6 protein-coding genes are annotated in these 7,693 nt (G+C 70.5%); 3 read left to right on the top strand and 3 right to left on the bottom strand.

Annotation, left to right across the window (positions count from 1 at the left end):
• Positions 1-113: 113 nt before the first annotated feature.
• From ACZ55U_RS26945 to ACZ55U_RS26935, 3 genes are all read right to left on the bottom strand, one after another.
• Positions 114-1,094: a hypothetical protein gene (locus ACZ55U_RS26945; protein ID WP_465529859.1), complete on the bottom strand. Its 981-nt coding sequence runs from the start codon at positions 1,092-1,094 to the stop codon at positions 114-116.
• 79 nt (positions 1,095-1,173) lie between these two features.
• Positions 1,174-3,291, bottom strand: a complete 2,118-nt coding sequence (locus ACZ55U_RS26940; RefSeq protein ID WP_465529857.1) for a hypothetical protein — start codon at positions 3,289-3,291, stop codon at positions 1,174-1,176.
• 21 nt (positions 3,292-3,312) lie between these two features.
• Positions 3,313-3,789, bottom strand: coding sequence for a hypothetical protein (locus tag ACZ55U_RS26935; protein ID WP_465529855.1), 477 nt, complete (start codon positions 3,787-3,789; stop codon positions 3,313-3,315).
• 263 nt (positions 3,790-4,052) lie between these two features.
• On the opposite strand from ACZ55U_RS26935, the gene ACZ55U_RS26930 reads away from it, so the two are divergent.
• The 3 genes from ACZ55U_RS26930 to ACZ55U_RS26920 all read left to right on the top strand — a co-directional run bounded on the left by ACZ55U_RS26930 (position 4,053) and on the right by ACZ55U_RS26920 (position 7,693).
• Entirely contained in the window at positions 4,053-5,234 is a 1,182-nt protein-coding gene (locus ACZ55U_RS26930; RefSeq protein ID WP_465529853.1) for a CaiB/BaiF CoA transferase family protein, read from the top strand.
• 2 nt (positions 5,235-5,236) lie between these two features.
• Entirely contained in the window at positions 5,237-6,379 is a 1,143-nt protein-coding gene (locus ACZ55U_RS26925; protein ID WP_465529851.1) for an acyl-CoA dehydrogenase family protein, read from the top strand.
• 99 nt (positions 6,380-6,478) lie between these two features.
• The gene (locus ACZ55U_RS26920) at positions 6,479-7,693 is read left to right on the top strand and encodes an acetyl-CoA C-acetyltransferase (protein WP_465529849.1); all 1,215 of its coding nucleotides are present in this window, start codon (positions 6,479-6,481) and stop codon (positions 7,691-7,693) included.

Genomic DNA, 7,693 nt, shown 5'->3' with positions numbered 1-7,693 from the left:
GCCGAGCTGCACACCTTCTGGCCCCGGGGAGGCGTGGGGGGTCGAACCCTCCCCGCTTCCGGCTTTCTCTTTGGCCCGCCCTTCCCCCCCCCCCCCGCCCCAGGAGGGAAGGGCTAGAGGATCGGCTCGCAGCCGATGGCCTTTCCACCGGCGGTGAGGAACTGTTTCCAGGCCTCTTCAGTAGTTGGGAAGAGGCCTTGGAGAATGTCCGAGTCCATCCGGAAATACGTCGGCTTGCCGTGGCAGGTCGCCACCACTTCCTTGTCCCGGATGGGGGAACCGGCCCAACGGGAGCGGCCGAACGCGGGGGAGGCGTCCTCCCCGGACACCGGGCCGCGCACGCGGGGCTCGGCGCCGATGGAGAACGAGTAGGCGAGGGCGTTCTGCTCCGTGCTGATCCGGCAGACCCACAACGGGTCGAACGCCGTGCTCGCGATCTCCTTGTAGTCCTTGCTTCCGGCGCCGGCCGCGGTGAACCCCGGCAGGCCGCAGACCGCCCCGCCGTTCAGCTCGCGCTCCTGCCCGGCCTGAGACAGCTCGCGCGGTGCGGGAAGTGGAGACCTCTCGCACCCCCTGTCAGTGGCAAGGCCGTTCGCCGTGGCCACGGCGAGGCGGGCGAGCTTCTCGGGACCGGGCCCGTCAGAACTGCCCGACTTGACCTCTATCCGCAGCCCGTCGCCACATCCCTCGGGAAGCAGCGCCCAGGCCAGGCCGTCGCGAGCTGCTCCGGACGCGCCGCCGTTCGCCGAAGCCGCGAACAGGCGGGCTCCCGAGTCGGCCAGGAAAGGACCGAGGTCGTCGGCTTGACGGACCTGCACGAAGACGGACCGGCTGTTGCCGAAGGCCCCGTAGCTCACCGTCGCCGTGCAGAGTGCTCCGCCACTGGGCGACTGCCAGGCCCCGTTCTTCTCGCTGCTGACCCTACCGGACCCGAGCGCGTCGGTCAGCGCGGTCGCGCTGACCGCGCCGTCGCACACGCTGTCCGGTCCGAAGGCGTTGCTCAGGTTCTGCGCAAGGAACACCCCCGCTCCGGCCGCGACCACCGCCACCCCGGCTGCGGCGACCGTCGCGCGCACCCGCAGCGGCCAGGTCATGAACCCCCGCCGGTCGAGTGTGGTGCCGACGTTGTCGACCGGTCCGCCGGAGGTCCGCTGCTGTCCTCCCGTCACAGGATCATCCCTTTCCGAAGGCCGCGTTATGGGCCTGGGTGATCGATGTGTAGTAGTGGACGTTGGCCGAGTCGGTCAGTTGGCCGAGCATGATGTCGCGATCCGCCACACCGAACTCGTGGGCCTTCTCCTTGAGCATGACCTGCATCTGTGACTGCCCCGTGGTGTAGAGGCTGCTCAGATCACCCTGCGCCTTGGTGTCGATCGCCGAGTTGACCTTGTTGGCCCAGTCGGATGTCGCGACATCGACATAGCGCTGCGCGATGTCCCCTACCGGCAGCCAGCTCGTGCCTGGAATCATGTTCGCGATCGTGCCGACGTAGTGGTAGTCCATCTTGGCTTTCCAGTTGACCTTGAACTGTTCGTCCGCCTTGTGGTCAGTGATGGCGTCTGCCTGGACGGCGTCGAGCGCGCCGAAGGCCTTGCTGGCCTGATTGGTGAAGGCCTCGAACCGGGGATCCGGGCGACCGTTGACGTCCTTGAACGCCTCAGGGCCGAACTCGGCCATCCGTCGAGCCACCTCCTGCGTCTCGGCCACATGGATCAGGGCGTATGACTCCGGGTCCTCGGCGGTACCGCGGATCACTCGGAGGAGCTGTTCACGGGTGGCGGTCAGACCGCCGGGCTCGGAGGGGCCGGGGAGATCCCTGCTGAGGATGTCATGGGTGTCCGACGCGTAGTCGCTGATCATGTTGGCCAGCGGGCGGCGGAGGGCGGCGGACAGGTCGTTCTCGTGGCCCGCCCTGTCGCCGCCGAGCGTCGAGAGCGCGGTGTCCATGATCCGCGTCATCGTGGCGTCGTGCGGGCGTACCGGCGGCTGTGTGCCGTTGGGGTCACGGCCGGTTGCGCCGGCTTCCAGGACCTGGCTGAACATCCCATGAGAGCTGTTGCGCAGTTCATCTGCGGACAGCTTGCCCTCCAGGTCCTGATTCGGCCACGAACGGTCCTTGAGGAGGTAGCTGAGGTTCCCATTGCGACTCGGGTCGAGGAATTCGCCGGCCGCTGCCGGATCGCTCCTCAACTGCTTCATCAGGGGGTTCAGCGGATCTCCCTGCCCCGCCCTGAGGGTCCAGTTCGGACCCCACAGGTCTTCACCCTTGGTCTTGCTGTTGCGCTCGTAGTCGACCAGGTCGTTGCTCACCTTGATCAGGAACGCCTTGTCGTACTTGCCGCCTGCCCCCATGAGTGACGTCAGCGCCGGGTAGTTGTCGTTGTACCCCGCCGCGGACGCGCCGGGGCGGCGGGCGGCGGCGAGCAGGCCGTCCTGCCACTCCTTGCCCATCCCTCCGTCGCGGGTGGCGGTGGCCAACGCGACGGACAGGTTGCCGTAGACGTCCTGGTAGCCCTTGGCGTTGTGGTTGCCGTGGGCGAGGCCGTCGTAGACCTTGCTGTACTCCAGCAGGGCTTCGGGGCCGGTCTTCCCGCCGGCGTTGAGGCCGTTGAGCAGGGTGGTGGAGAAGTCCTTGTTCTCCGCGTTGGCGGCCATGAGCGCGTTCAGCTGGTTGAGCTGGTCGTCGGAGAGGCTGCCGGCCTTGGACATCAGGTCCGTGGCCCGCTTGGCGTCGGCGATCGGGCCGGCGCCGTACGGGGAGGCGTTGAAGGAGGTGGTGCTGGTGCCTATGTCGCCCTGGAGGGCCACGGTGGCCTTCTGGTCGGCGGCGGTGGCCTTCTGGACGGCCTTGCCGAGGCGGTCCGAGAGCGCCTGGGCGTTGGCCCGGATGGTGCGCTCGGCCTCGGGGTCGTTCCGTTCCTCCTTCGGGACCGTCCACTTGACCGTCCCGTCCTCGGTGACGGTCAAGGTGCTGTCACCCTGTGCGTCGTGGAGCGCCGTGTCGAGGTCGCGGCGGGCGGCGGCGAAGTCCTCGGCGGCGGTCTTCATGATCGCGGCGAGGGCGGTGGCTACGGCCGAGGCCTGCTTGAAGTCGCTGTCGATGCCCTGGAGGGCCTGGGTCGCGTTGTCGGCGGCCGTGCCCTTCCAGCCGGCCCGCTGCGCGGTGCTGGTGAGGTCCTTGGTGACCCGCCCCTCCAGGGAGGTGAGGGCCTTGGCGACGCCGGACCACGCCTCGGCGGCGTCGTTGATCGAGGCGAAGTCGGCCTCGTGCAGTTCCTTGAAGGACACCATCTGTCTGTTCCCCTCCCCTTGTTACTGGCGCCAGCAGAGATCGGCGGCGGTCCTGGACTCGTTGGCGTGGTAGTTCTGCTGGGTCCTCTCCAGGCTTCCGGCGGTGTTGCCGAGCTTGTCGTGCAGCGTCTTGCACTGCTGCATCCACCGCTCGGTGCTGCTGGTGAGGGCGCCGCCGAAGGAGAAGCCGCGGATCTTGGTCGACGAGGTGCTCGCGTACTCGGTGAGGCTGTGCCCGCCGGGGCCGGCCTTGCCGTTGGCGCTGTCGAGATCGGTGGCTATCTGACGGGCCATTCCGGCTGAGGCCGCGAGCTCGTACGGGGTGTCGAGTTGGGTGGTGCCCCAGCCGGGAGGCGTCAGAGGGAGGATCGGCGTGGTGGTGTCGCCCGACCGCGCCGGAGCTGCGTACGGCGACTTGATGGCGTACGTGGACGCGAAATCCGGTGTGGAGCCGGAGGCCGGTGCGACCGGTCCCGTGATGAACTCCTGGTTGCCCATGTGTGTGCGTTCCTCCCCATCGTGCAGAGCGGCACTTCCCCCTCCGCTACATGACGACCGTACAGGGAGCCTCTGTCAGCACACTGACCCACCCTCCGTGCTCCGGGCCGCACCGTGAGTCGCGGGGTTCACCAAGGTTCGGTCAAGGGGGAATCGGCCACCGGGCGTGGGCGCGGAGGTCTTGTTACCGGCCGGTCGCTTGCCTATCATCCCGAGTGTTACAGCTTTACTGTCAAACCCCGGCGGGAAGGGTTCAGCAGCCAGTGCGTGACACGAGCAGTGCGCCGGAGGCCGGTGGGCCGTTGGCGGGGGTGCGGGTGGTGGAACTCGCCGGGATCGGGCCCGGGCCGTTCGCGGCGATGCTGCTGGGCGATCTCGGGGCGGACGTGGTGCGGGTGGACCGGCCGGATCCCTCGCCGCTCGGCACCGACCCTGCGTACGACCTCAGCAACCGCAACAAGCGCTCGGTGCTGATCGACCTGAAGTCCCCCGAGGGTCCCGCGCGGGTGCTGGACCTGGTCGAGCGGGCGGACCTGCTGATCGAGGGCTACCGGCCGGGCGTCGCGGAGCGGCTCGGGGTCGGGCCCGGGGCGTGCCTGGCGCGCAACCCGGCGCTGGTGTACGGGCGGATGACCGGCTGGGGGCAGGACGGCCCGAGGGCGGCGACCGCCGGGCACGACCTGGGGTACGCGGCGGTGGCCGGCGTGCTGGGCATGGTGGCGGCGCCGGGCGGGGCCGAGGAGCCCCCCGGCATCCCGGCCAACCTGCTGGGCGACTACGCGGGCGGCTCGCTCTACCTGGTCGTCGGCCTGCTCGCCGGGCTGCACCACGCCCGAACCACCGGTGCCGGCCAGGTGGTCGACGCCGCGATCGTGGACGGTGCGGCGCACCTCGGCAGCATGCTGTGGGGGCTGCTCGCGGCCGGCCACTGGCAGGACCGCCGGGGCGTCAACCTGCTGGACGGAGGCGCCCCGTTCTACGCGGTGTACCGGGCGGCCGACGGCGGACACCTGGCCGTCGGCGCGCTGGAGCCGCGCTTCTACGCCGAGTTCGCCCGGCTGCTGGAACTGGGCCCGGACGCGCCCGGCCAGTACGAGCTCGACCGCTGGCCCGAACTGCGCGCCCGGATCGCCGCCCGCTTCGCCACCCGGACCAGGGCCGAATGGGAGACCGTCTTCACCGGCACCGACGCCTGCGTGGAAGCCGTACTGACGATGCGTCAGGCTGCTGCCGACGCGCACCTGGTGGCGCGCGGGACGTACGTCGAGGAGAGCGGCGTCACCCAGCCGGCTCCCGCCCCGCGCTTCTCCGTCACTCCGGGGGCCCTGCGCCGCCCGCCGGCCCGGCCGGGCGCGGACACCGCCGAGGTCGCCCGGGACTGGGGCGTACCGTCCCTCGACGCCGGTGTCCCGCCCCTCAACTCAACGGCAGAGCAAGGAGAGTAGCGTTGCACCGCGAGATCTTCACCGAGCAGCACGACGACTTCCGGGCCACCGTGCGGGCCTTCCTGGCCAAGGAGGTGCTGCCGCACTACGACCGCTGGGAGAAGGCCGGCATCGTCGACCGCTCCGCCTGGCTCGCGGCGGGCCGGCAGGGCCTGCTCGGCCTCGCCGTTCCCGAGGAGTACGGCGGTGGCGGCACCCCGGACTTCCGCTACGCCGCCGTGCTGGCCGAGGAGTTCGCCCGGGCCGGCGCCTCCGGCCTGGCGATCGGACTGCACAACGACATCATCGGCCCGTACCTCACCTCGCTCACCACCGAGGAGCAGAAGCGCCGCTGGCTGCCAGGCTTCTGCTCGGGCGAGCTGATCACCGCGATCGCGATGACCGAGCCCGGCACCGGCTCCGACCTCCAGGGCATCCGCACCCAGGCGGTCGACCAGGGTGACCACTACCTGCTCAACGGGGCCAAGACCTTCATCTCCAACGGCATCCTCGCCGACCTGGTGATCGTGGTCGCCCGCACCACCCCCGAGGGCGGCGCGCACGGACTGAGCCTGCTGGCCGTCGAGCGCGGCACGCCCGGATTCGAGCGCGGCCGCAACCTCGACAAGATCGGCCAGAAGGCCCAGGACACCGCCGAGTTGTTCTTCGAGGACGTCCGGGTGCCCAAGGAGAACCTGATCGGGGAGCTGAACGGCGGCTTCGTCCACCTGATGCAGAACCTCGCCCAGGAGCGGCTCACCATCGCCGCCGCGGCGATCGCCGGCGCCGAGCACCTGGTCGAGATCACCACCGACTACGTCAAGCAGCGCGAGGCCTTCGGCCGTCCGCTCGCCAAGCTCCAGCACGTCCGCTTCGAGATCGCCGAACTGGCCACCGAGTGCGCCGTCACCCGGGCCTTCGTGGACCGCTGCATCACCGAGCACAACCGTTGGGCGCTCACCCCGGCCGACGCCTCGATGGCCAAGTGGTGGGCCACCGAGCTGCAGAAGCGCACCGCCGACCGTTGCCTCCAACTGCACGGCGGCTACGGGTACATGAGCGAGTTCCCGGTCGCTCGGGCGTTCACCGACGGCCGCATCCAGACCATCTACGGCGGCACCACCGAGATCATGAAGGAGATCGTCGGCCGCTCGATCCTCGGCTGAGCGTTCCGCCGTCTCCACGGCCCCGGAAACCCGCCGTCCCGCACGCCCGTTGCCCCTCGACTCCCTCGCTCCGAACACCCGCTGAAAGGCGACCCCACCGTGACCACCGAAGCGTACGTCTACGACGCGATCCGCACCCCGCGCGGCCGAGGCAAGGCCTCCGGCTCGCTCCACGGCACCAAGCCGATCGACCTGGTCGTCGGCCTGATCCACGAACTGCGCAACCGCTACCCCGAGTTGGACCCGGCCGCGATCGACGACATCGTGCTCGGCGTGGTCAGCCCGGTCGGCGACCAGGGCTCCGACATCGCCCGGATCGCCGCCATCGCAGCCGGCCTGCCCGACACCGTCGCCGGGGTCCAGGAGAACCGCTTCTGCGCCTCCGGCCTGGAAGCCGTCAACCTGGCCGCCGCCAAGGTCCGTTCGGGCTGGGAGGACCTCGTCCTGGCCGGGGGCGTCGAGTCGATGTCCCGGGTGAAGATGGCCTCCGACGGCGGCGCCTGGTTCGCGGACCCGATGACCGCGTACGAGACCGACTTCGCCCCCCAGGGCATCGGCGCCGACCTCATCGCCACCATCGAGGGCTTCTCCCGCACCGACGTGGACGCCTTCGCCGCCGAGTCCCAGGCCCGCGCCGCCAAGGCCCAGGCGGACGGCCTGTTCGACCGCTCGGTCGTCCCGGTGCGCGACCGCAACGGCCTGGTCGTGCTGGAGCGCGACGAGTTCATCCGCCCCGGCACCACCGTCGAGACCCTGGCCGGCCTCAAGCCCTCGTTCGCCGCCATCGGCGAGGCCGGCGGCTTCGACGCCGTCGCCCTCCAGAAGTACCACTGGGTCGAGGCCATTGACCACGTCCACCACGCGGGCAACTCATCCGGCATCGTCGACGGCGCCGCGCTGGTCGCCATCGGCAACCGCGAGGTCGGCGAGCGGTACGGGCTGCGCCCGCGCGCCCGGATCGTGTCCGCCGCCGTCTCCGGCTCCGAGCCGACCATCATGCTCACCGGCCCCGCCCCGGCCACCCGCAAGGCGCTCGCCAAGGCCGGGCTCACCGCCGCCGACATCGACCTGGTCGAGATCAACGAGGCGTTCGCCGCCGTCGCGCTCCGCTTCATCCGCGAACTCGGCTTCCGCCACGACCAGGTGAACGTCAACGGCGGCGCCATCGCACTCGGCCACCCGCTCGGGGCCACCGGGGCGATGCTGCTCGGCACCGTCGTCGACGAGCTGGAGCGGCGCGACCTGCGCTACGGCCTGATCACCCTCTGCGTGGGCGGCGGCATGGGCATCGCCACCATCGTCGAGCGCGTCTGA

This window comes from Kitasatospora sp. NPDC034533, assembly GCF_055575155.1.
This window is presented reverse-complemented; position numbering and strand designations above follow the sequence as displayed.

Coding starts and splice junctions, on each gene's coding strand:
- ACZ55U_RS26945 (WP_465529859.1), bottom strand. CDS start 1,094: ATGACCTGGCCGCTGCGGGTGCGCGCGACGGTCGCCGCAGCCGGGGTG.
- ACZ55U_RS26940 (WP_465529857.1), bottom strand. CDS start 3,291: ATGGTGTCCTTCAAGGAACTGCACGAGGCCGACTTCGCCTCGATCAAC.
- ACZ55U_RS26935 (WP_465529855.1), bottom strand. CDS start 3,789: ATGGGCAACCAGGAGTTCATCACGGGACCGGTCGCACCGGCCTCCGGC.